This window comes from Thermococcus sp. 101 C5, assembly GCF_009372125.1.
GTDB classification, from domain to species: domain Archaea; phylum Methanobacteriota_B; class Thermococci; order Thermococcales; family Thermococcaceae; genus Thermococcus_A; species Thermococcus_A bergensis.
The window spans coordinates 1-19,262 of sequence record NZ_WHIZ01000018.1; the positions used below are offsets into that span (position 1 = coordinate 1).

Below are 19,262 nucleotides of genomic sequence, written 5' to 3' on the forward strand. Positions count from 1 at the left end.
CGATGAAGACGGGAGGAGGGAAGCCCACCCGTTACGAAATTAACACTCTACACACACTTTACGGGTAGGCAGAACGGTTTAGAAAAGCACGTGATAATGAGGAAGTATCATGGTCACAGGAAAGGTAGAAGCGGTTAGCAAGAAAGGTTTATAAACTAAATTTTGTTCTTTAAGCTAGGTTTTAGGAAAAGCCTTTTAAATGAAACTCTGCTATACCCATCGGCTTGAAGATCATTAGAGGTGATGATCATGGCAAGAACAAAAAAAGTTGGATCCGCAGGAAGGTTTGGTCCAAGATACGGTCTCAAGATTAGAAGAAGAGTTGCTGCCGTAGAAGAAAAAATGAGACAGAAGCACACCTGCCCGGTATGTGGAAGAAACGCCGTTAAGAGAATAAGCACCGGAATATGGCAGTGCCAGAAGTGTGGTGCAACCTTCGCAGGAGGCGCTTACTTACCCGCAACCCCAGCTGGAAGAGTTGCTAAGAGGGGTGTAACAACTCAATAAACCCCTTAAAACATTTTTTGGTGATCGTTATGGTAGAGGCATTGTATAAATGTGCAAAATGTGGAAAAGAGTTTAAAATGGATCTTGCTATTACGAGAGAAATACGCTGTCCATACTGTGGAGCAAAGATAATCTACAAGCCTAGGCCCAAAGTTGCCAGAAGGGTTAAGGCAATTTGAGCCCTATCTCTTCTCTATTGAAAAGATTTATAACCCCTTTTCCTCAAATCTCGAAGTGATCAGAGATGATGCTGATAACAACATCCCACAGACCCACAAGGAGGACTAGAAGTTTCGGACACGACCTAGAGAGGGTTTTCCCTAACTCGACTTATCTGACTAGAGGAAAGAAGACTATTCAAGACCTTCTTATGGAGGCTTATGATAGAGGCTACGAAAGGCTTTTGATAATCAATGTTTGGAAAGGAAATCCGCTAAAAATGACTTTCATAAAAGTCTCTCCAGAAGATTGGGGATATCTGGGTTACCTCTACCTCCATGGAATCAAACTTCAGAGAGAAATGGGGTTTAGAAACCTCCGCCCGATTAGGGAGGAGATGCCCTTTATAGTTACAACCGCCAAAAGGGTTGGACTTGACCACATCGTCTTTGGTCAGGTTTTTGCTGAGCTTACTAACGGGAAATTCGTCCCAAGAGGAGAAAAGAGCCTGCAGTACATAGCAGATAAATACAACACGGATGTTCTGGGTGTAATTGAGCGCCACCCAAGGGGAATGGCTGTAAACTTCTACCGCTTTGATGTCTCAAAAGATAGGCCTGTGGGGCCGTTGATAAGCGTTAAAATATGGATAATGGAAGACGGGAGAAGATGGGACTATAAAGAAAAGCTCGGCATCAAAAGTGATGAAGAATGATAAAAGGGAGAATCGAGCTTGAATTCCCCGACAGCGAGACAGCAAGAGTTGTTTATGAGAGCGTTCTTTTTGAGCACAAAACGGTTCCCTATAGAAGAAGCAGGATGGACTTTTATTTAAAGGAAAATAAGGTTATAATGGAGTTCATTGCAAAGGACAATTCTGCCTTAAGGGGGACTTTGAATTCTTATCTTCGATGGATTAAAGTTGCCCTCGATGTAGCAGAGCTTTAGTTAACTATTTAAATCTTCTTCGAGAGTATAGCTTCGGACTAAAAGGAGGTGTTATCATGCAAAACATTCCACCTCAGGTGCAGGCTCTATTGGGACAGCTTGAGAACTATCAACAGCAGCTCCAGCTTGTAATCCAGCAGAAACAAAGAGTTCAGGTAGAGCTCAACGATGCTAAAAAGGCCCTCGAAGAGATTGAAAAAGTTGAAGAAGACACCCCAATATACAAGACAGTTGGCACTCTAATAATCAGGGCAACGAAAGCAAAGGCACTGGAAGAGCTTAAAGAGAAAGTCGAGACCCTGGAGGTTCGCCTAAAGGCTTTGGAGAGACAGGAGCAGAAGCTTAACGAGAAGATTAAAGAGCTCACACAACAAATACAGAACTCTCTAAGAGGAGTGGCTGGGTGAATTTCTTTTTTCAACATTTTATGAGGGGGCGTAGATGAAAAAGGTATTTCATATCGGGCTTCCAGAGCTGAGTGAAGATGAGCTGATAGCAATTGGTGAACTAGCTCAGGAAGTCATCATAGACTACATCTTTGAGCACTTAACAAGGAGTGAAGTGAAGGACATAGAGGTGACGACGAGGATAAACCGCGAAGATACCCTGGATTTGGAAATAGAGGTCTACCTTGAGGTGCCAATATTCGTAAAGGTGGACGTTGAAAAGCTGGTTGACGAGGCACTTGAAGCTGCTTATGAAAAAGTTGAAAAAAGGTTGAGGGAAATTGCGGGGCAAAATAAAGCTCAAGAACTTTCTGAATAAAGCAAGGGAAAAGAATTATTCTTTTTTACTGCTGTGCCATCACAATGCCGACCCGGACTCTTTGGGTAGTGCTATAGCTTTTTCCAGGTATCTTACAAGCTTAGGGTTGAAAAACCGGATAGGTGTTTCTCAAAGCGTCTCGTCTTATGCAAAACGCCTTCTCAACTTCGCCCAGGTAGAAAGGAATCCATCCGTTTTAGAAGACGTGGTTATAATCTTTGACACTTCTTCCATCGAGCAGCTGGAGCCTGTTGAAGTTCCAAATGATCGGTATGTAATCGTTATCGACCACCACGTTGAAAAGGAGAACCCCATAAAAGCCCACATAAAAATCATCGACTCCTCAAGGACTTCCACCGCAGAGATTGTGTGGGAGCTCTTGGAGTACTTTGGCTTTTATGATGAAGTTTCCGCGAAAGCTCTTCTGGCGGGAATAGTTACGGATACTGCCAACTTTAGGTATGCAAACTCAAAAACTTTCAAAACAGTGTCCAGAATCCTGGAGAGATTTGATATTCAAATGGGGGAGATATACAATTTAGTTGCTCCGGTTACGGATGAGAACATAGACCAGGCAAAGAGAATGGCCATATTAAAGGCCTGCCAGAGAATGGAAATAAAAAAGGTTGGCAATTACATAATAGCAGTTTCGAAAGTCTCTGCCTATGAGTCCTTGGCCTGTAAGGTTTTCCTTCAGCTTGGGGCTGATGTTGCGATTGTTGGAAGTGATAAGAACGGAGTCAGGATTTCTGCAAGGGCGAAGGAGAACCTTGTCAAGAAAGGCCTTCACCTGGGCAGGCTTATGGAGAAAGTCGGCCCGATTATAGATGGCTCAGGTGGCGGGCACTCCGGAGCGGCTGGTGCTAATGGAAAGAGAAACCTTGAGGAAGCCGTTAAGTTTTTAGTGAAAGAAATCGAAATGTTTCTAAAGACGTTGGGGTGATTTAATGTCCAGATGCCCCTTATGCGGGAAAATTATTAGGTGGGAAGACCTTATAGAACAGATGCTTATCCTTGAAAACTTTCGGGAGCTGCTTAAGGATAAAGATGCATTCTTATCGGCCTTAAATGACTTCGCGTTCAAATGCCCCGAATGTGGTGAGGAATTTTATGGGAGGAATCTGAATCTTAGGGAGGCTGAAAAAGTTTTTGAGCTCTTAAATGATTTTGACGGCTCGATAGACTATAGCAGCAACAAAGTCCGGCTTAAGCTTACTAATCTTCTGGCGTTGGACTTAATGCTTGAGGAATGGGATAAGAAAGTTAAAGGTTCTCGGTGATAGTTATGATGGAAAATATCTCCGACTTTCTCCAGAAAGGGGATTTTTCAAGTGCTCTGGAACTTGCCCTTCGAATTGAGGATCCCTTTTCAAGGCTTGAGGCGCTCTCTTACATTTACCAATATGTAGAAGGGGACGAGTATAAAGAGATCGTGCTGGAAAGGATGCTTGAAACTATTGACTCCCTTGAGGGACTTCTGGAAAAAGCTAGGGCGCTGGCACTAGTTGGATATGCCCTTACTGTAAGCGGGGACAAAAAGGGCGAGCGCTTCTTCAAAAAGGCTCACCAGATTATTAAGGCCATTGATTACCCCCTCTGGAAGGCGGAAGGTTATGGGTACCTTGCATACTATATGGCACTTGCGGGAGATTATAGCAGTGCATTTTACTATTACAACGTAGCATATGAAACGGCCCAGAACTCTTCTGAGCCTTATTCAAAAGTCCTATCGTTCTTATACCGTCTAGCTCAGCAGATATTGGAAAATGCCGAGGAAATACGCTCTCCAGAAGCTAAGGAGTTCTACGAACTTGCTGCGGAGATTTACGAAGAGATAAAAAGGCACCTGAGTGCGCAAGAGCTAAAGAAAAAGGCATCTCTAATAGAGCTGGCACTTGAGAAAGGCAGCAAGGTCGTTTCTGAATTTCTCGAAAGGAGAGATGTGGACAACGCTGTGTTTGTTATCAAATACCTGCCAGATGAAGAAAAAGTTCTGGCGCTCTTGGAAGTAGCGTACTGGCTCTTCCTCCATGACAAGAAGGGGCTTGCAAAGAGTATTGTTGAGGACGCATTTAGAATGGTTGCAGAAAGAAAAATAAAGCCAAATGACGAAAAGCTCGAGGAAATTGCAGCAAAGTTCTTAAAAATAGGTCAGATTGAAGAGGCTTTGACAGTAGGGGCAATAATTTCTGAGAAAAAGAGAGCATCGAGGATCTTTGAGAAGATTGCTTTGGTCTATGCAAAGAGGGGTGACAAGCTCAAAGCAATTGCAGTTGCACAGGCAATTTCTGACGAAAATATTAAGAGAGGTGTTCTAAAAGCGATTGAAGGTGAGGAAAATGTGGGACACAAGTAAAGATTATCGGTTGCTGGTGGCTGAGAAAGCCGTTGAGTTGTTTTTAAAAACCGTTGAAGGGGCAAAATTCAAGGGAAAGTGGGACAAAAAGACAGCAGTAAAACTGGCAAAAGAGATGATTCCCGAGATTCAGGCATTGCGCTACTCGTATCTGGAGCCGCAGGAGTTAATTGACACTCCTCAAATGAAAGCACTAAAAGAAAAAGCTCTGGGAATAATCGAGGCACTGGGCGGCGAAGACTGGTACATCAAGTTCCTTGAGCTGGCAGATAAAAGCGAGAGGGAGAAGGTCGAAGAGAGCATCGCAAAGGTTCGCTTTTTCCTGAACACGATTCTCAACCTTGATAAGAGGCTGGAATTGGGTAAGATAAACGACCCGGTTATTGCAGTGGACATAAAGGTTGGCGAAGTCATGAGCGCTGGCAAGCATCCAAATGCGGATAGGCTCTTGGTGTGCAACGTCAACATAGGGGATAGAGCAATTACAGTGGTTACAAACGATTTAACCGTTAAAGAAGGCCACAGAGTTGCTGTAGCTCTTTTACCGCCAGCAAACTTCAGAGGAATCACTAGTGAGGGAATGTTCTTGGGAGCGGGAGAAGGTGTTTTAAAGGATGTAAAGGGCGAAATCGGCGGTCTGCCCAAGGGTATTCCTCTTGAGGCGTTGAAAGAAACAAGAAACTTGGTTGAGGCATTTTTGAAAGAGTGAGCCTTTATATTGCTTTATTTTTTAGCTCTTTTGATTTCTGTTGAGCTACTTTAAAATTTGGAGTAGCGTTAAAAGAACATTTTGAATCCTTCCTATTGCAGACTATGTTGAATGTCCAAAAACCTATAAACTCCAAACCAGAAAAATAGTAATGGTGCTGGAGATGGTGAGTTCCTATTTCAAAGATATCCTTCTTGAGCTTGGTATAAGCAGGGAGCGTATTGAAATACTGGAAAATAAAGGTGGCATAACAGAGGATGAATTCGATGGAATACGGTATCTCAGGTTTAAAGATTCTGCTGGAAGCTTAAGAAGAGGGACTGTCGTTTTTGATTTTCATAACATCATACTTGGCTTTCCTCATATAAAGCGGGTTGTTCATCTGGAAAATGGAATAAAGAGGGTGTTCAAGAGGAAACCCTTCTATGTAGAGGAAAAAGTCGATGGGTACAACGTAAGGGTTGCCCAGGTAGAGGGAAGGGTTTTTGCATTTACCCGGGGTGGTTTTATATGTCCCTTCACCACAGAGCGAATTGAGGACTTTGTTAATATGGAGTTTTTCAAGGATTATCCAAATTTGGTCCTTTGTGGGGAGATGGCGGGGCCGGAAAGCCCATATCTCGTTGAGGGGCCTCCCTATGTGAAGGAGGACATAAAGTTCTTCCTTTTTGATATTCAGGAAAAGAAAACGGGGAATTCCCTTCCCGTGGAGGAGAGGCTTAAGCTAGCTGAGGAGTACGGAATTCCAAGCGTTGAAGTGTTTGGGGTGTATGATATCTCAAAAATCGACGAGCTTAAGGAGCTTGTGGAGAGGCTGAGCAGGGAAAGGAGAGAAGGGGTAGTCATGAAAAGCCCCGATATGAAGAAAATTGTAAAGTATGTTACCCCTTATGCAAACATTAACGATATCAAAATCGGAGCGAGGATATTCTTTGACCTCCCACAAGGATACTTCATGCAGAGAATAATGCGGCTTGCGTTTTATCTAGCTGAAAAGCGAGTGCAGGATGAAGAATTTGAAAAATACGCAAGTGCTCTGGGAAGAGCCCTTTTGGAGCCCTTTGTTGAAAGCATATGGGATGTCAGCGCTGGAGAGGAAATAGCCGAAGTTTTTACGGTGAGAGTGAAGCACATAGAAACAGCTTACAAGATGGTATCTCACTTTGAACGTCTGGGGCTGAAGATTCACATAGAGGACATAGAGGAAATGCCCCAAGGCTACTGGAGGATTATGTTTAAACGGGTTTACCCTGATGCTACAAGAGAAATTAAAGAGCTTTGGAGCGGACATCCTTTTGTTGACTAGCCCAAAATTTTTAATATTTTGCTGTTAAACCGAAAAACAGAGGTGAAAAGATGGATTGGAAGCGAGGTGCATATCCCGAGTTTAAAATTGAAGATGCTGTCGCTGTGCTTTTCTTGTTAAAAACACCCAAAGGACGAAAACAGATTTCTGAAGAGTTAAATCTTGGAGAGGGGACTGTCAGAACGCTTTTAAAGAAGCTTTCTTCAATTGAACTGGTTGAATCCCAGCAAAAAGGGCATTTACTGAGTGAGAAGGGTATTAAAGTCCTCCAGGAGATTTCAAAGCTGTTCTCAGAGCCTTTAGAGGTAACTCCAGTTGAGGGATTTGTGACGTATGCACTTGCTGTGAAAAATCCCCCAGAGTTTAGGAGTATAGAGCTCAGAGATGAAGCAATTCGCTTTTTCGCTAAGGGCGCCATGATTTTGACGGTACAAAACGGTGAAATAGTATTTCCAGAGGATGGAAGACCTTTGAAGGAAACCCTTCCCGAGCTTTCCGATGACCTCAAAAAGCTCCCTGTTGAAAATGGCGACCTTGTAATTGTTACGTGGGCCGAGAACAAAGCAGATGCTTTGAAAAGTTTAATCCATGTTGCATTGAACTTAAAAGGGGAACTATTGCCAGAGGAAATTAAAAAACTTATTGAGTGAGGTGTTTGGGAATGAAAATAAAGCATCCACTGAGCAAAAAAGATGTCAAGAAGATAATAGAAGAGATGACCAAAATGTTCGGGGAAGAAGTTGCTACGAAGCTAATATCAAAAAATGACCAAGTTTTGGTCGGTGAATTCGATAAAACTACCCAGATTTTGTTTGTCAATGGAAAGCCCCGGTTTATAAGGCGAGAAAAGCTTATCTTCCCGCTGGTAATAACCCTATATGAGCTTTCCGACAAGGAGGACTTAAGAAAATGGAAGCGCAGAGTTGTTGTCGATCAGGGCGCAGTTCCACATATATTGAACGGTGCCGATGTCATGGCCCCGGGTATAGTGGATGCAGATGAAGAAATAAAAGAGGGCGATTTTGTGTTTGTGGTGGAAGAGCAGTATGGGAGGCCACTGGCAATTGGGATTGCACTGATGGACGGAAAAACCATGAAAGAGAAACCAAAAGGGAAGGCCGTTAAAATAATACACCACGCAAAAGATAAAATCTGGGAGTTGACTGCAGTATGAATGAAAAGAAAAAGATAAGGGTTGTTGTCGGGGGTGTCTTTGATATCCTCCATGTGGGGCATATCCACTTTTTAAAAAAAGCGAGAGAGCTTGGGGATGAGCTTATAGTAATAGTTGCCCACGATGAAACGGTAAAAGAGAGGAAGGGCAGGCCGCCAATAAACTCCATGTACGAAAGGGCTGAACTTTTAAAAGCGCTCAAGATGGTGGATGACGTTGTAATTGGGGACCCTGGACACATAAGCCTCGAACTCATTAAAAAGCTTAAGCCAGATGTCATTGCATTGGGCCCTGATCAAAACTTTGATGTCTATGCCCTGAAAGAAGAACTCAGAAAACATGGCATTGAGGCAGAGGTCATCAGAATACCCTACGCATACAAAGCGGATGTGGCCAAAACAAGCAAAATAATTCAAAAAATAGTGGAGATATTTTGCGAGTGATTTTAGCAGGTTCTGATTTTACCCTTTTTGATGATTATAAAAAGGGTAAATAGATTTAACTTAAGTCGTAATCTACAGCTCCCTTTACAATCCTCTCAGCTTCGGGGTTAACGACCGTGTTGGTCTTTTTCTTCCCTGAAACATTCTCGAATATGTTTTCAATCTCTGAATCCTTGTTTATTCTTCTGGTTATCGGATTTGAAATTATCAGGTTATCCTCTGTTGTCAATGCGTTAACGTCGCTGCTGAGGATGTGAGGGGATTTTACTCCCGTCATTATCACCATAGCTCTAACGACTTTTCCGAGATCCTTCTCTATTCTTGCTCCCCATTTTATCTCTGACTTTGCTCCGAGTTTTTCATATACAACCTGCATGGCCTCGTTTATCTCTCCGAGGCTGACGTCTGGACCAACTGTAAAGTGCACTAGGGCAGCTTCTCCACTTCCAAACTCAACCTCAAGCATTTTGTTGTTCAAGGCGTTGTTTATGGCATCGACAGCTCTCCTATTTGAATCGCTCTCTCCTATTCCAATTAACGCAGCGCCACCGTTTTTCATGACGCTGTACACATCCGCAAAGTCTATATTTACCATGGAGGGGAGCATTATTGTTTCTGTTATGCCCTTAACCATCCTCGCTATTATTTCATCGGCAAATCTAAATGCGGCTGAAATTGGAAGCTTCGGCACCAATTCAAGAAGTTTGTCGTTTTCTATTATCACGACAGTGTCTGAATACTTTAGGAGGGCCTGTATGCCTGCTTTTGCTTTTTCAATCCTCTTTGTTCCTTCAGTTTTGAATGGATATGTCACAACACTCACTACTAATGGTTCTTGGATTCTCCCAGAGTTTCTTGCTTCCTCTTTTATCACCTTGGCAACAACAGGTGCGGCCCCAGTCCCTGTTCCGTTACCCATACCGGCGGTTATGAACACAAGGTCGACATCTCTAACTGCATCTGCTATTTCATCTCTACTGGCCTCCGCAGCTAAATAACCTATTCTTGGATTTCCACCAGAACCCTTTCCGTGAGTAATATTCTTTCCGAGAAGAATTTTCTTGTGAGCCTTGGTTCTTGAAAGATGTTGTGCATCGGTGTTCATGGCTATTAACTCTGCTCCCTCTACCCCTAACTCGTAGAGTCTTGTTATTGTGTTATTTCCAGATCCACCGACACCGATAATTGCTATTTTAATGAAAGATTTAGAAACTTCTAGATCATTGAGAGCTTCCTGTGCTCTGTTATCGTCGTTATCCATATTCAAATCAATACCGGCTTGTTCTAGTAGTTTAAACACCATATCAATTCCCTCCGACACTCTTATTCAATCACATATTCTGGAAGTTCCTTTTCTTCTGCCTCTATTGTATATAGTTCTTTCTTTATGAGCTCCCTGATAGCTTCTCGAATTGCTTCGCTTCTGTTGGGGTATACTCCTCTTTTGACTAAGACATCAAGAGCGTTTATGAGTCCCTGTGGCAACTGAACACTAATGATCCTCATCTTTGCCATTCTGTCCACCATTACATGAGGTGCATCTAGTGTATGTTTTGGCTTTAATTAGTTAAATGCTTTTTGCTTGTGTGTTAATATTAGAATATTATGAATTTCAAAAATTTTTAAGAAAGTATGTAGGAGGATTAAAATATTTTTATCGAGTACTCATTTCTGTGTAGACAAAAAATTTAATAAACAACAAAACAATACGCTTGGGGAGATAAAATGAAGGTATTAAACTATGGCACAATTAAGGTTGCAATTGCAAAGATTTTGCTTGAAGATACTGCAGATATTTTTGAAATTCTCCCCGATAATGTTCAGATATTGAACGTGAACTGTTGGGAACATGTGGCTTTTTCTGCTATATCAGCCCTAAAGTCCTTTGAACGAAAAACGAACAAAGCGAAAACAGTCAAGGGGGAGATTCTTCTTAGGGCAAGTGGGACGCTGCAGATCAAAGATGCCATTAAGACCGTGGGGGCAAAGGAGGGTGAGAACTTCATAGTGGCATTCGGAGAGAATGCAGAGAAAGATCTTCAAGAAGTGCTCTCGAAGATACCTGCAGAAGAAGTACCGTTCAATGACTGTGACAAAGATGAAGCAAAAAAACTCTTCGAGAAGGCTGCTTTAGTCGATGTCCTCTAATATCGACGTATTGCCCATTTTTTGCCAAAATTTCGAAAGAATTTTCGTAATCTTTGCCCAATTTTAGAACTTTTCTCTCGATAGATTTATAAGAATTTGGCCTCACTCATAACTGCTCTCGGAGGGATGCGCCATGCGTTATAAAAAGCACAAATATTTCGTTGCAGACCGTATAAATCTTATTCAGAGGTCAAAGATTAGAGAACTTTTTGAAAGAGCCGCTAAGATGGAAAACGTTATTTCCCTTGGAATAGGCGAACCAGATTTTGACACTCCGCAAAATATAAAGGAAGCCGCAAAGAGGGCTCTTGACGAGGGGTGGACCCACTATACTCCTAATGCTGGTATTCCGGAGCTTAGGGAAGCAGTTTCGGAGTACTATAATACCCATTATGGCCTGAATATTCCAGCTGGGAGGGTACTTATAACGGCTGGAGCTTACGAAGCTACATATCTCGCCTTTGAAACCCTGCTGGAAGATGGTGACGAGGTTATAATCCCAGATCCCGCTTTTGTATGCTATGTTGAAGATGCAAAGGTTGCCGGGGCAAAGCCCATTAGGTTACCCTTGAAAGAGGAAAACAGCTTCCAGCCCGATCCGGACGAGCTTCTTGAGCTTATAACCAAGAAAACGAGAATGATTGTGATTAACTACCCAAACAACCCAACTGGTGCTGTTCTGGATGAAGATGTTGCAAAAGCTATTGCGGACATTGCTCAGGATTACAACATTTACATCCTTAGCGACGAGCCGTATGAGCACTTCCTGTACGATGGGGCAAAGCACATGCCTATGATAAAGTATGCCCCAGATAACACAATCCTCGCAAACAGCTTTTCAAAGACCTTCGCAATGACAGGATGGCGCTTAGGGTTTACAATAGCGCCAGAGGACATAATCAAGGACATGATAAAACTTCATGCTTACATAGTTGGAAACGTAGCGTCTTTTGTCCAGGTTGCGGGAGTTGCAGCCCTTAGAGAGGAAGCAAGCTGGAAGGCAGTGGAGCAAATGCGCAATGAATACGCAGAGAGGAGAAAGCTCGTCTTAGAGCAATTAAAAGAAATACCCTACATAAAGGCGTTTGAACCGAGAGGAGCGTTTTACATCTTTGCCAATATAAAGGATACAGGAATGAAAAGCGAGGAGTTTGCAGAATGGTTGCTGGAGAAGGCAAGAGTGGTTGTTATCCCGGGAACGGCATTTGGGCCTAATGGCGAAGGCTACATAAGAATAAGCTACGCGACAAAGAAAGAAAAACTCTTAGAGGCTATGGACAGAATGAAAAAAGCTCTTGAGGAGCTTTAGCCATTTAATTGTTCTTTTTATCTTCTTATGGGGGTGTTAGCGTGAAGGAAGTTCTTTATATTTTTGCCGCGATATTCCTTGCAGAACTAGGAGACAAGACTCAGCTAGCAACAATCGCCTTTGCTTCCAAATACGGTTGGGCAAAAGCATTTCTGGGAGCAATTCTTGGTTTAGCTTCGGTCAATTTGATTGGGGCTGTTTTGGGAGACAAAATAGGTGATGCTTTGCCAGTTGAAGTTATTCACAAAGGGGCCGGTATTTTGTTCATACTATTTGGTGTGCTGATGTTGCTTGGAAAGCTGTGAGGTGAGAAACATGAAACACTGGAGATCAGTCATATTGGACACGTTGGTAATGACAGCGGGCTTTGGAACTCTAAGCATGATGAGTGTTGCAAAGCCGGATATAATTTCTCACTTCGGAATAAGTGCTGAGGCTTATGATTTCCAGCACGTGGCATATGTATTCGGTCTCTTTATAGCATTCTTGCTTGGACACACGAAGCTCTACGAAGGGAGTTTTAAGAGAAGCGTTGCCCTGGCTCTCAGTTTCGCCGCAATACCACAAGCCCTGATCCCCTATGTGGGGAACTGGTATCTGGTTGTCTTTCTCAGGTTTATCCAGGGTTTTGTCGTGAGCTTGGTTCCCCTATTCAGCACCCAGATAGCCAATTACTTTGTTGCAGAAAGGCCGTTTGCTAAGGGTATTATTCTCTCAGGTATATTCTGGGGGGGCGTTTTTGGCTCAATAAGCGCCAAATACCTGGTAAGCGCCTTGGGATGGAAGACTGCCTTCTTGGTAACGGTTGCCATAATGTATGCCGTCCTTCTAATATGGTGGCTCCTCACAGAGGACTTTGAAATAGTTCATAAAAAAGAAGGGGAAGAAGAGATAAACATCTGGAAGATGAAGTTTACATGGGTGCTTGGATTCACTTTCTTCCCAGCTCTGTGGGTCATCTTCACAATAGCGGGGTTTTCAGCCTCCATGGGATACGAAGCAGGCTGGAGCAAGGATCAGGTGGCCGCTCTAAGCACGAACCTCAACATATCAAAAGCTCTCTGGTCAATAGTTATGGGATTCGTTGGTTTCCAGCTTTCCAAGAAAAACCCAAGTCCAAGGGGACTCTTTAAGGCTATTGTTCAGGTCATGATACTCTCATACGCAGTGGCTTTTGTTGGATTGGGTATTTATTCCAAGGCAATGCTCGAAGGGAACTATTCACTTGCTTTAGCCTCAGTATGGCTGATTGGTGCTCTTCAGGGTACGGGGCCAGCATTTTGGACCTCAGCCCCAGCAACCTACCCCAAGAGCATCTATCCCAGGGCCTCTTTTGCCCTAGGATTGATTTCCAACTCAGCAAACGCAGTCGCTCCGTCTATCACAGAAGCCCTTGCAAGGCATAGTGAAGCGCTGGCACTTGCGGAGCTTATGCTTATGCCGGTACTGGGAATATTGACCTTGATAGCGGTGTCAAGAATGAAGTTGCCTGTGGAGGAGCTTGGAGATGAGGCTTAAGCCCATCGTTTCCACCTTCTTTTTCTTAATGGGGACGTATTTTGCTGGAATGGGTGTTTTGAGTCTAGATGAAATGTCCACTGCACTCGGGTTTTTTATAATCGCAGGGATACACTTCCTTATTCTCCTGGGAATTCTGCTAGGCAGGGAGCTTGTTGTCCAGATTGGGACTTATATAACACTTTTGGACCTTATCTTTGGCATACTGTGGGTGCTGGTAAGCTTTGAGCCCGCATCTGCTAGCTTGACATTTTTGGCGGCAATTTCCCTTGTACTGATAACCAGCGACGAATTTAAAAACGAAATAAAGTTTGGTTACCAGTGAGGGCAATGAAAGGAAAAGGATACATAACAAAAATGAGTTCTGATGGTTACGGAGTGTTAAAGCTGGTTAGAGATGTTTATGTCCCCTACGCTGTCATTGGAGATTTTGTGGAGGTCAGAAAAACGTTCAGGAGGTTTGGACGTTTAATTGCGGAAGACTTCACTGTCCTCGAGGAGTCACCGTTGAGACAAAATCCCAGGTGTCCATATTTCGGAAGGTGCGGAGGCTGTTTTTGGCAGCACATAAAGTACAAAGAACAGCTAAACCTTAAAATGAAAATATTTGAGGAAACAACTGGAGTCGAAGCTCCAATAAAGGGTTCCCCGAAACTCTGGGGCTTTAGGAACGTAAGCAACTTTATTGTCTCGACAAAGGGCGCTGGATTCAAACGGAGGGATTCCCAGCATATTGTGAGTATCAATCAGTGCCCAGTTTTTTCAAACCGCACTCCGGAGTTCATAAGTGCTTTGAAACATTTCGTGATTGAAGAAAGCCTTTCTCCGTGGGATCCAAAAAAGAAAAGCGGTGATATTCACTACCTTTCTGTTAGAGAAAGTAAATTCACCGGAGAAATCATGGTTAACGTCATTGCCCACCTTGAAAAAGCCCCACAAAGCTTTTCGGATTATTTTGACTTTGCAGATTCTCTCTACTGGAGCTTCAAAGAGGATCCTAAAGACGACCCTAAAGGCATACCAAAACTTGTAAGCGGTTCTCCGTTCATAAAGGAAAGAATTGATGGCATTACTTACTTGATACATCCAAACAGCTTTTTCCAGACAAATTCTTATGCCCTTTCTATTCTCTTGAAGGCAGTTTTAAATTTTGTCGAGGGGGAGAATGTTCTTGACCTTTATTCCGGTGTGGGAACGTTTGGAGTTTTTCTGGCGAAAGAAGGGTTTAACGTTGAGGGAGTTGAAATAAACCCCTTTGCAGTGGAAATGGCCAATAAAAACGCCGAAATAAACGGTGTGAAAGCTACTTTTCTGGTAGGGGATGCGAAATCCTTCCCGATAAGGGAGTACGACACGGTTATTGTCGACCCTCCGCGGAAAGGCTTGAAAGAGGGCGTAGATGCCTTGAAAAAAGAAAGACCTGAAAACGTTGTTTATATCTCATGCAATCCCCAGGCATTTAGCAGGGATTATTCTCGCCTAAAGGACATCTACAAGGTGGAGGATGCAATTTTAGTCGACATGTTTCCCCATACTCCTCATATGGAAGCGGTTATAAAGCTGAAGCGGCGCTGATTGTTTCTTCTTACGCATTTCATTAAAGTTTTTTGAAGTGCTAATCAAAAATAAAAAACTAGGAAGCTGAAGCCTTTGAAAGCTTGTAAAGGGCCCATATAAACGGCCCATAGACTAGGAGCACCACAAGCAAAGCTATCAGATAGACGGTATCCATTTAGATCACCCCAGCAGGAATTGTGAGATGTAGATCACTACTATCACTATTGGATACAGGAACTTTACCCATGGCTTCCAGAGTTTTGGTACCTCTATTAGAGCCCCTTTTTTGAGTTCCTCATACGCTTTGTCCACTCCGAGCTTTATCAGTGCCAGAGCCGCTATTAAAGCTCCCAATGGCCCTATGTAAACCGTTGAGATGTTGATCAGCCAGTCAAAGTATGATGGATTAATTGCTGAAGGTGCACCTACCAGGAAAGTTAAGAGGCCTAAGAGGATTGAGGCATTTCTTCTGCTCATATTGAGCTTTGTAATGGCTGAGTCTACATAAACTTCGAGCATTGAGACAGTTGAAGAAAGCCCGGCGAATATCAGCAGGAGGAAGAACAATGCGCCAAAAAACATTCCTCCAGGCATTTTCTGGAATACCATTGGCAACGTCACGAACACTAACCCTGGACCGGCTGTAGGCTCAAGACCAAATGAAAACACTGCCGGGAAAACTAGAAATCCGGCTGTAACAGCCACCGCTGTATCTCCAAAGGCTGTTGCTATTGCCGACAATGGGATGTCGTCTTCGTCTTTTAGATAGCTTCCGTACACTACCATTGTATTTCCTAAGACGCTTAAGGAGAAGAACATCTGTGACAGAGCTATCATCCAGGTTTTTCCGCTCATTACTTTGCTCCAGTCTGGAAGGAGGTAAAACCTTAGACCTTCATATGCATTTGGCAGTGTAACGCTCTTTATGGCCAGGACAATTAAGAGCACAAACAAAGCAGGCATCATAACTTTGTTAGCTCTTTCAATTCCCTTTTGAACCCCCATGGCCACTATAATCACTGTTATTGCTATCATGGTGAACTGCCATAACAGAGCCTCCTTGCTGAATGCTAAACTATCAAAAAACGCCTCTGGATTAACTCCTGTAAGTTCGCCAGTTAATGCGGCTATGAAGTACCTGAGTATCCATCCGAGCACCAAGGAGTAGAAGGCAAACACCATTAGCATCGTTACATTTACAAGTATTCCGAGGTACTTTCCTCCGGGCAGTGTTTTGGAAAATGCTTCTATTGGGCCACCTCTGGTGGCTCTTCCCAGCGTCCACTCAACTGTAAGAGCAACCACTCCTATCGCAAAAAGCAACACTAAGTATGGAAGCAAGAATGCTGCTCCACCGTATAGGCCTACCCTCATTGGGAACATCCAGATGTTTCCTAGCCCTACTGCACTTCCTATTGCAGCTGCAACAAACCCTATTCTACTTCCCCAAGTTTCTCTTGTCACAAACTACACCTCCAAAAGGTTTAGCAAATCAGCGCCAAAAACAATCCCTTCCTTGAATTAACCGTAGAAGAGGTTCACCAGCTATAGAGCCAAAAACAACCACTCCTGAACATCATAGGGCATCAACTCACCAAAATGTTATTCTCCTATAAAAATATTTTCCCACTTTACTTGTCATTCCGTCAAAAAGATTAAGATTTAAGAAGAGTTTTTTGGTTGTTCATAGAAAATTATGCACTCTGGAGGCACAAATTTAACTATACGGACATTCTTTCCGGCTTTATAGATTTTGTATCCCTTCTTTCTCAGGCATTCGGCATCTACAAAAATAATCACAACATCCCTTCCATATCTGCGCCCTGTTTCGTATGCTTCTTCCTTGCTTGTTGTTAGGTGGACAAACTTTCTTTTCATTGATTTTATACCCTCTCTCAATATGTTTTTGAGATTTCTCCTGGGAGTTCCATGATAAAGGATTCTCACATCGACGTCTTCCTCATGATTCAGAGAGACATTGAAACTGTGTCCATATCGGGCTCTTATTTTGTCCCCTCTAATCTCAAATCTGCCTTTTGGATCGTTCTCAACAATCCAGAGAATTTGCTCTTTCTTAACCCACGGGTAGGATTTTTTAACAGCCCTAACCACCTCCTCAATACTGGCGAAGCCTTCCTCATCTACTCCAACGTCAAATTCCCAGGGAGCGTGCCTTAGGATGTAGCTCATCAGTTTGCTAATCTTAGTCCTTTCTCTGCTCTTCAAGAACTCTTCTTTTTTCATCATAAAGAAATAGAGAAAAGGTCATTTAAACTTTCTCAATGCCATCTCAGCCGCAACTGTAATCGGGTCTATCGTGGGGCTTATTGGAGGAGCGTAGGCAGTTTCTCCGTAGGCTATATCTTCTACAGTTGCTCCCTTTTGAGCGGCAAAACTCAGGGCCATTATTCTGCCCCACACTCTCTCTCCACCGACTATCTGTGCTCCCACTAATTTTCTGTCTTCCCTTCTAAAGATAAGCTTCACTGTTATTGGCTTTCCTCCCGGGTAGTATTCTGGTCTTGTTGAACCCTTGAATTTGCCCACAACGACGTCAACTCCTTCTTTCTTTGCCCTCTCTTCTGTTATCCCAAACGTTCCGATTTCAAGGTCAAAGAGTTCGGTTATGGCTGTATTGAAAACGGGTCTGAATTTTACATTTTTTCCAAAAACGTTTTCTGCTGCTACCTTTGCCATTCTCACGGCTGTAGTGCCGAGCTGGCTTAGCGTTCTTTTCCCAGTGACTGCATCAAAGACTTCAGCACAGTCTCCAATAGCGTAGATATCGGGATCGCTTGTCCTTAGGTACTCGTCGACAACAATGCCCCTATTGACTTCCAATCCAGCTCTTTGAGCTAGCTCGACGTTAGCCCTTACACCTGTTGCTATAAGAACAAGGTCTGCCTCGATTTTCTCTTCCCCAACCTTGACAGCTGTGACGGGATTTCCGAGAATCTCACTTACCGCGACGCCGAATTTGAACTCTATCCCCTTTTCCTCAAGGTGAGACTGGACTATTGAAGCAGTATCCTTGTCCAGCATCGTTGGGAGTAAATGGTCGAGCAACTCGACAACAACAACTTCCATTCCAAGCTCCCTAAACGCTACCGCCCCTTCAAGTCCTATCAGGCCAGCTCCAATTATAATGGCTTTTTTTGGGTTTCTCTTCTCTATGTATGCTTGGATTTTCTTTACATCTTCTAAGGTTTTTAGAGTGAAAACTCCTTCACTTTCCACGCCCTTTATTGGGGGGACAAACGCCTTGGAGCCTGTGGCGATGATAAGCTTATCATACGGAACTTCACCTTTGTCCGTAACCACGACCTTCCTTTCCCGGTCTATTTCTTTTGCTTCGGTTTCCAGCATCATCTGGATTTTTTGCTTTTCGTAGAAATCGTTCGGAAATACTATGATATTTTCCAGCTTGGGTATCTTTCCGCTTAGAACAAAGGGCAGTGCACAGGGAGAATACTGCATTGTTTTTTCTTTTCCTATCACGATAATTTCCGCTTTTCTGTCAAGCTTCCTTGCAAAGAGAGCAAAGTTGCTTCCAGCTGTTCCAGAACCAATAACTACTATCCTCATAACTTTCACCATATACAGAAAAGCTGGAGAATATAAAAAAATTGTGAATTAAGGTTCAACTAAAGTACCACTGTGCTTGCCCTTTATTACATCGAAAAGATTTCTTGCGTCCTCTTTGCCTATGACGAGAGTTCTTATTTTGCCCCTCTGGATAAATTTGGCAGCTAAAGCGTCAACAACGCCACTTCCACCCGCTTTGCTCTCGCTCTGCATGGCTATTTCAACAAGCTGTTCAGTTGAAATCTTCTCCAGCTTCTTTGCGTTTGGGTTCTTCCTGGGATCGCTATCGTAAACGCCATCGACGTTTGTTACAATTACCAGCAAATCTGCCTGAAGGTATTCAGCCAGGAGAGCGGCAACAGCGTCTGTTGTATGACCTGGATGCGTCCCACCCATTATGGGTATTTTCTTGAGCTGCATTACTTCCCATGCTTTTCTAAAATCGCTCACCACAAACGGATATGCTTTCTCCCTGAGCGCTGCTATCAGGAGCATTGCGTTGGCCCTCGTAATGTGTATCCCGATGTAGTCTTTGAAGGTTTCATTTTGCGTAAAAGCTCTCGCCGCGTTGATGTATTCTCTTGCTATTTTTCCTCCTCCAACAACGACCGCTATCTCGTGATCTTCGCTGATTTTTGTCAGTTGATAAGCAATCTCCTCTATGAACCCAACATCCGGTTTATCGGGAACCAGAACAGAGCCTCCAATGTCGAACACTATCTTCATGGTAACCCTCCCTAAGCTAGGAGATATTTGCTTTATAACGTTTTCTTCTAAA

26 protein-coding genes are annotated in these 19,262 nt (G+C 43.3%); 20 read left to right on the forward strand and 6 right to left on the reverse strand.

What is annotated here, in order from left to right; translation table 11 throughout:
- Nucleotides 1–249: 249 nt before the first annotated feature.
- The 14 genes from GBV73_RS04045 (at nt 250) to GBV73_RS04110 (ending at nt 8,367) form a co-directional block, all read left to right on the forward strand.
- Nucleotides 250–507 carry a 50S ribosomal protein L37ae gene (locus GBV73_RS04045; protein ID WP_152879484.1) on the forward strand — a complete coding sequence of 86 codons (258 nt, stop codon included), beginning with the start codon at nt 250–252 and terminating at the stop codon, nt 505–507.
- A gap of 29 nt (nt 508–536) precedes the next feature.
- The gene (locus GBV73_RS04050) at nt 537–686 is read left to right on the forward strand and encodes a DNA-directed RNA polymerase subunit P (protein WP_152879487.1); all 150 of its coding nucleotides are present in this window, start codon (nt 537–539) and stop codon (nt 684–686) included.
- A gap of 65 nt (nt 687–751) precedes the next feature.
- The gene (locus tag GBV73_RS04055; protein ID WP_042702449.1) at nt 752–1,381 is read left to right on the forward strand and encodes a ribosomal biogenesis protein; all 630 of its coding nucleotides are present in this window, start codon (nt 752–754) and stop codon (nt 1,379–1,381) included.
- Nucleotides 1,378–1,614 carry a KEOPS complex subunit Pcc1 gene (gene pcc1, locus GBV73_RS04060; RefSeq protein ID WP_042702452.1) on the forward strand — a complete coding sequence of 79 codons (237 nt, stop codon included), beginning with the start codon at nt 1,378–1,380 and terminating at the stop codon, nt 1,612–1,614. The genes GBV73_RS04055 and pcc1 overlap by 4 nt, the downstream gene beginning before the upstream one ends.
- A gap of 56 nt (nt 1,615–1,670) precedes the next feature.
- On the forward strand, nt 1,671–2,021 hold the full coding sequence (locus GBV73_RS04065) for a prefoldin subunit beta (protein WP_042702455.1): 351 nt from the start codon (nt 1,671–1,673) through the stop codon (nt 2,019–2,021).
- A gap of 34 nt (nt 2,022–2,055) precedes the next feature.
- The gene (locus GBV73_RS04070; RefSeq protein ID WP_152879489.1) at nt 2,056–2,379 is read left to right on the forward strand and encodes a DUF3194 domain-containing protein; all 324 of its coding nucleotides are present in this window, start codon (nt 2,056–2,058) and stop codon (nt 2,377–2,379) included.
- Entirely contained in the window at nt 2,342–3,322 is a 981-nt protein-coding gene (locus GBV73_RS04075; RefSeq protein ID WP_152879491.1) for a bifunctional oligoribonuclease/PAP phosphatase NrnA, read from the forward strand. The genes GBV73_RS04070 and GBV73_RS04075 overlap by 38 nt, the downstream gene beginning before the upstream one ends.
- 4 nt (nt 3,323–3,326) lie before the next feature.
- Entirely contained in the window at nt 3,327–3,659 is a 333-nt protein-coding gene (locus GBV73_RS04080; protein WP_042702464.1) for a hypothetical protein, read from the forward strand.
- Between the two features lie 5 nt (nt 3,660–3,664).
- Nucleotides 3,665–4,735 (forward strand): hypothetical protein, encoded by a 1,071-nt coding sequence (locus tag GBV73_RS04085; RefSeq protein ID WP_152879493.1) that lies wholly within the window; start codon nt 3,665–3,667, stop codon nt 4,733–4,735.
- On the forward strand, nt 4,719–5,444 hold the full coding sequence (locus GBV73_RS04090; protein ID WP_152879495.1) for a tRNA-binding protein: 726 nt from the start codon (nt 4,719–4,721) through the stop codon (nt 5,442–5,444). Before GBV73_RS04085 ends, GBV73_RS04090 begins: the two co-directional genes overlap by 17 nt.
- Before the next feature lie 163 nt (nt 5,445–5,607).
- Nucleotides 5,608–6,750 carry an RNA ligase gene (locus GBV73_RS04095; RefSeq protein WP_152879535.1) on the forward strand — a complete coding sequence of 381 codons (1,143 nt, stop codon included), beginning with the start codon at nt 5,608–5,610 and terminating at the stop codon, nt 6,748–6,750.
- A 50-nt stretch (nt 6,751–6,800) separates the two neighbouring features.
- Nucleotides 6,801–7,400, forward strand: a complete 600-nt coding sequence (locus tag GBV73_RS04100; protein ID WP_152879498.1) for a DUF4443 domain-containing protein — start codon at nt 6,801–6,803, stop codon at nt 7,398–7,400.
- Nucleotides 7,401–7,411: 11 nt separating this feature from the next.
- Nucleotides 7,412–7,924 carry an RNA-binding protein gene (locus GBV73_RS04105; protein ID WP_371717006.1) on the forward strand — a complete coding sequence of 171 codons (513 nt, stop codon included), beginning with the start codon at nt 7,412–7,414 and terminating at the stop codon, nt 7,922–7,924.
- Nucleotides 7,921–8,367, forward strand: a complete 447-nt coding sequence (locus GBV73_RS04110) for an adenylyltransferase/cytidyltransferase family protein (protein WP_152879502.1) — start codon at nt 7,921–7,923, stop codon at nt 8,365–8,367. Before GBV73_RS04105 ends, GBV73_RS04110 begins: the two co-directional genes overlap by 4 nt.
- 55 nt (nt 8,368–8,422) lie before the next feature.
- Here GBV73_RS04110 and ftsZ read toward each other — a convergent pair whose 3' ends face one another.
- The gene (ftsZ, locus tag GBV73_RS04115; protein ID WP_152879504.1) at nt 8,423–9,670 is read right to left on the reverse strand and encodes a cell division protein FtsZ; all 1,248 of its coding nucleotides are present in this window, start codon (nt 9,668–9,670) and stop codon (nt 8,423–8,425) included.
- A 20-nt stretch (nt 9,671–9,690) separates the two neighbouring features.
- Nucleotides 9,691–9,882, reverse strand: a complete 192-nt coding sequence (locus GBV73_RS04120; RefSeq protein ID WP_152879506.1) for a ribbon-helix-helix domain-containing protein — start codon at nt 9,880–9,882, stop codon at nt 9,691–9,693.
- Between the two features lie 210 nt (nt 9,883–10,092).
- On the opposite strand from GBV73_RS04120, the gene cgi121 reads away from it, so the two are divergent.
- The 6 genes from cgi121 (at nt 10,093) to rlmD (ending at nt 14,917) form a co-directional block, all read left to right on the forward strand.
- Nucleotides 10,093–10,515: a KEOPS complex subunit Cgi121 gene (cgi121, locus tag GBV73_RS04125; RefSeq protein ID WP_152879508.1), complete on the forward strand. Its 423-nt coding sequence runs from the start codon at nt 10,093–10,095 to the stop codon at nt 10,513–10,515.
- Between the two features lie 133 nt (nt 10,516–10,648).
- A complete protein-coding gene (locus tag GBV73_RS04130) occupies nt 10,649–11,824 on the forward strand; it encodes an aminotransferase class I/II-fold pyridoxal phosphate-dependent enzyme (protein WP_152879510.1) in 1,176 nt (391 codons plus the stop codon).
- Between the two features lie 41 nt (nt 11,825–11,865).
- On the forward strand, nt 11,866–12,129 hold the full coding sequence (locus GBV73_RS04135) for a TMEM165/GDT1 family protein (protein WP_225807579.1): 264 nt from the start codon (nt 11,866–11,868) through the stop codon (nt 12,127–12,129).
- 10 nt (nt 12,130–12,139) lie between these two features.
- Nucleotides 12,140–13,342 carry an MFS transporter gene (locus GBV73_RS04140; protein ID WP_152879514.1) on the forward strand — a complete coding sequence of 401 codons (1,203 nt, stop codon included), beginning with the start codon at nt 12,140–12,142 and terminating at the stop codon, nt 13,340–13,342.
- Complete coding sequence (locus tag GBV73_RS04145; protein WP_152879516.1) at nt 13,332–13,667, forward strand: hypothetical protein; 336 nt, start codon at nt 13,332–13,334, stop codon at nt 13,665–13,667. The genes GBV73_RS04140 and GBV73_RS04145 overlap by 11 nt, the downstream gene beginning before the upstream one ends.
- A 5-nt stretch (nt 13,668–13,672) precedes the next feature.
- The gene (rlmD, locus tag GBV73_RS04150; protein ID WP_152879537.1) at nt 13,673–14,917 is read left to right on the forward strand and encodes a 23S rRNA (uracil(1939)-C(5))-methyltransferase RlmD; all 1,245 of its coding nucleotides are present in this window, start codon (nt 13,673–13,675) and stop codon (nt 14,915–14,917) included.
- A gap of 162 nt (nt 14,918–15,079) precedes the next feature.
- Here rlmD and GBV73_RS04155 read toward each other — a convergent pair whose 3' ends face one another.
- The 4 genes from GBV73_RS04155 to pyrH form a co-directional block, all read right to left on the reverse strand.
- Nucleotides 15,080–16,363, reverse strand: coding sequence for a sodium-dependent transporter (locus GBV73_RS04155; RefSeq protein WP_371717007.1), 1,284 nt, complete (start codon nt 16,361–16,363; stop codon nt 15,080–15,082).
- 198 nt (nt 16,364–16,561) lie between these two features.
- Nucleotides 16,562–17,143, reverse strand: coding sequence for an RNA 2'-phosphotransferase (locus tag GBV73_RS04160; RefSeq protein WP_152879518.1), 582 nt, complete (start codon nt 17,141–17,143; stop codon nt 16,562–16,564).
- A 21-nt stretch (nt 17,144–17,164) separates the two neighbouring features.
- Nucleotides 17,165–18,484 carry an NAD(P)/FAD-dependent oxidoreductase gene (locus GBV73_RS04165; protein WP_152879539.1) on the reverse strand — a complete coding sequence of 440 codons (1,320 nt, stop codon included), beginning with the start codon at nt 18,482–18,484 and terminating at the stop codon, nt 17,165–17,167.
- 48 nt (nt 18,485–18,532) lie between these two features.
- Nucleotides 18,533–19,210 (reverse strand): UMP kinase, encoded by a 678-nt coding sequence (gene pyrH / locus GBV73_RS04170; protein WP_152879520.1) that lies wholly within the window; start codon nt 19,208–19,210, stop codon nt 18,533–18,535.
- Between the last annotated feature and the right edge of the window lie 52 nt (nt 19,211–19,262).

Bases quoted from the DNA above. Each gene is read 5' to 3' on its own strand.
- GBV73_RS04085 (WP_152879493.1), top strand. From the start codon at position 3,665: ATGATGGAAAATATCTCCGACTTTCTCCAGAAAGGGGATTTTTCAAGT.
- GBV73_RS04130 (WP_152879510.1), top strand. From the start codon at position 10,649: ATGCGTTATAAAAAGCACAAATATTTCGTTGCAGACCGTATAAATCTT.
- GBV73_RS04140 (WP_152879514.1), top strand. From the start codon at position 12,140: ATGAAACACTGGAGATCAGTCATATTGGACACGTTGGTAATGACAGCG.
- cgi121 (WP_152879508.1), top strand. From the start codon at position 10,093: ATGAAGGTATTAAACTATGGCACAATTAAGGTTGCAATTGCAAAGATT.
- rlmD (WP_152879537.1), top strand. From the start codon at position 13,673: ATGAAAGGAAAAGGATACATAACAAAAATGAGTTCTGATGGTTACGGA.
- GBV73_RS04110 (WP_152879502.1), top strand. From the start codon at position 7,921: ATGAATGAAAAGAAAAAGATAAGGGTTGTTGTCGGGGGTGTCTTTGAT.
- GBV73_RS04080 (WP_042702464.1), top strand. From the start codon at position 3,327: ATGTCCAGATGCCCCTTATGCGGGAAAATTATTAGGTGGGAAGACCTT.
- GBV73_RS04105 (WP_371717006.1), top strand. From the start codon at position 7,412: ATGAAAATAAAGCATCCACTGAGCAAAAAAGATGTCAAGAAGATAATA.
- pyrH (WP_152879520.1), bottom strand. From the start codon at position 19,210: ATGAAGATAGTGTTCGACATTGGAGGCTCTGTTCTGGTTCCCGATAAA.
- GBV73_RS04165 (WP_152879539.1), bottom strand. From the start codon at position 18,484: ATGAGGATAGTAGTTATTGGTTCTGGAACAGCTGGAAGCAACTTTGCT.
- GBV73_RS04070 (WP_152879489.1), top strand. From the start codon at position 2,056: ATGAAAAAGGTATTTCATATCGGGCTTCCAGAGCTGAGTGAAGATGAG.
- GBV73_RS04160 (WP_152879518.1), bottom strand. From the start codon at position 17,143: ATGAAAAAAGAAGAGTTCTTGAAGAGCAGAGAAAGGACTAAGATTAGC.
- ftsZ (WP_152879504.1), bottom strand. From the start codon at position 9,670: ATGGTGTTTAAACTACTAGAACAAGCCGGTATTGATTTGAATATGGAT.
- GBV73_RS04095 (WP_152879535.1), top strand. From the start codon at position 5,608: ATGGTGAGTTCCTATTTCAAAGATATCCTTCTTGAGCTTGGTATAAGC.
- GBV73_RS04050 (WP_152879487.1), top strand. From the start codon at position 537: ATGGTAGAGGCATTGTATAAATGTGCAAAATGTGGAAAAGAGTTTAAA.
- GBV73_RS04120 (WP_152879506.1), bottom strand. From the start codon at position 9,882: ATGGCAAAGATGAGGATCATTAGTGTTCAGTTGCCACAGGGACTCATA.
- GBV73_RS04145 (WP_152879516.1), top strand. From the start codon at position 13,332: ATGAGGCTTAAGCCCATCGTTTCCACCTTCTTTTTCTTAATGGGGACG.
- GBV73_RS04055 (WP_042702449.1), top strand. From the start codon at position 752: ATGATGCTGATAACAACATCCCACAGACCCACAAGGAGGACTAGAAGT.
- GBV73_RS04090 (WP_152879495.1), top strand. From the start codon at position 4,719: ATGTGGGACACAAGTAAAGATTATCGGTTGCTGGTGGCTGAGAAAGCC.
- GBV73_RS04065 (WP_042702455.1), top strand. From the start codon at position 1,671: ATGCAAAACATTCCACCTCAGGTGCAGGCTCTATTGGGACAGCTTGAG.
- GBV73_RS04045 (WP_152879484.1), top strand. From the start codon at position 250: ATGGCAAGAACAAAAAAAGTTGGATCCGCAGGAAGGTTTGGTCCAAGA.
- pcc1 (WP_042702452.1), top strand. From the start codon at position 1,378: ATGATAAAAGGGAGAATCGAGCTTGAATTCCCCGACAGCGAGACAGCA.
- GBV73_RS04100 (WP_152879498.1), top strand. From the start codon at position 6,801: ATGGATTGGAAGCGAGGTGCATATCCCGAGTTTAAAATTGAAGATGCT.